Below are 834 nucleotides of genomic sequence, written 5' to 3'. Positions count from 1 at the left end.
TGGGGCATTTTTGCCACTGAAAAAATCCAAAAGGGAGGTGCGTTCGGGATCGGACAGTTCGGGTCCGTCCGAGCGCTTGCCTGTAGATAGAATATCCGGATTGTTGACGACGCTCCGACTCTGCCCACATGCCGCCAGTGTCGCAGTCAGAATGATTAAACCCAAAGTCGTCGGCAAACGCATCGTCTATTGGTCCTATTTCACTAATATTGCGGTCTTTGGGAGCTACTCCTAGCCAAGCAAACCGCGCGCAACAAGCCTATTCTTCTCGATTACCAGTGTATACATCCAATCCGCGTTGAGCAGACTGTGGCATCCTTGCACCAATCCAACCTCAATGCGGTCAGCTTCTTTAGGCTGAGCTTGCGCAAAGGGGGGTAAACAAGCGAAACGATGTCCGTGCTGAGACGCATGCCTAGGTATGTGTCGAGTAGAAAACTCTTAAATGAAACCGAGGGTAACAAGATGAAAAAAGTTCTTCTCGCAACGACGGCGCTGGTAGCGACCGCAGGCGTTGCAGCAGCTGAAGTCAGCTTCAGCGGTTTTGGCCGCTTTGGTCTTCAGTACATTGAAGACAACGCGTCCACTGAAATCGTTTCGGACACCAACACCACAAGTGGTGACACCGAGCGTACAGTCGTGACGACTGAAAACGATGATGCGTTCCTGGATTCGCGCTTCCGCCTGAACATCGACGCGAACGCAGAAACCGACGGCGGCGTAGGCTTCTCGGGTCGTGTACGTCTGCAGGCTGACGACAATGCTGACGGTTCTGCCGGTACCGCAGGCCTGAACGGCGCAGTCTTCACCACCACATACGGCGGTCTGCGTGTT

2 protein-coding genes are annotated in these 834 nt (G+C 53.6%); one reads left to right on the top strand and one right to left on the bottom strand.

Going from position 1 to position 834, the window contains the following annotated elements; genetic code table 11:
* Positions 1–183 (bottom strand): hypothetical protein (locus ACR0E6_RS22000; protein ID WP_480587347.1); only part of this gene is annotated, 183 nt, incomplete at its 3' end.
* A 282-nt stretch (positions 184–465) separates the two neighbouring features.
* On the opposite strand from ACR0E6_RS22000, the gene ACR0E6_RS21995 reads away from it, so the two are divergent.
* Positions 466–834 (top strand): porin (locus ACR0E6_RS21995; RefSeq protein WP_480587344.1); only part of this gene is annotated, 369 nt, incomplete at its 3' end.

The organism is Ruegeria sp. AP12 (assembly GCF_056540025.1).
The sequence above is the reverse complement of the archived record's forward strand: the minus strand, read 5'-3'. Positions and strand labels throughout refer to the sequence as shown.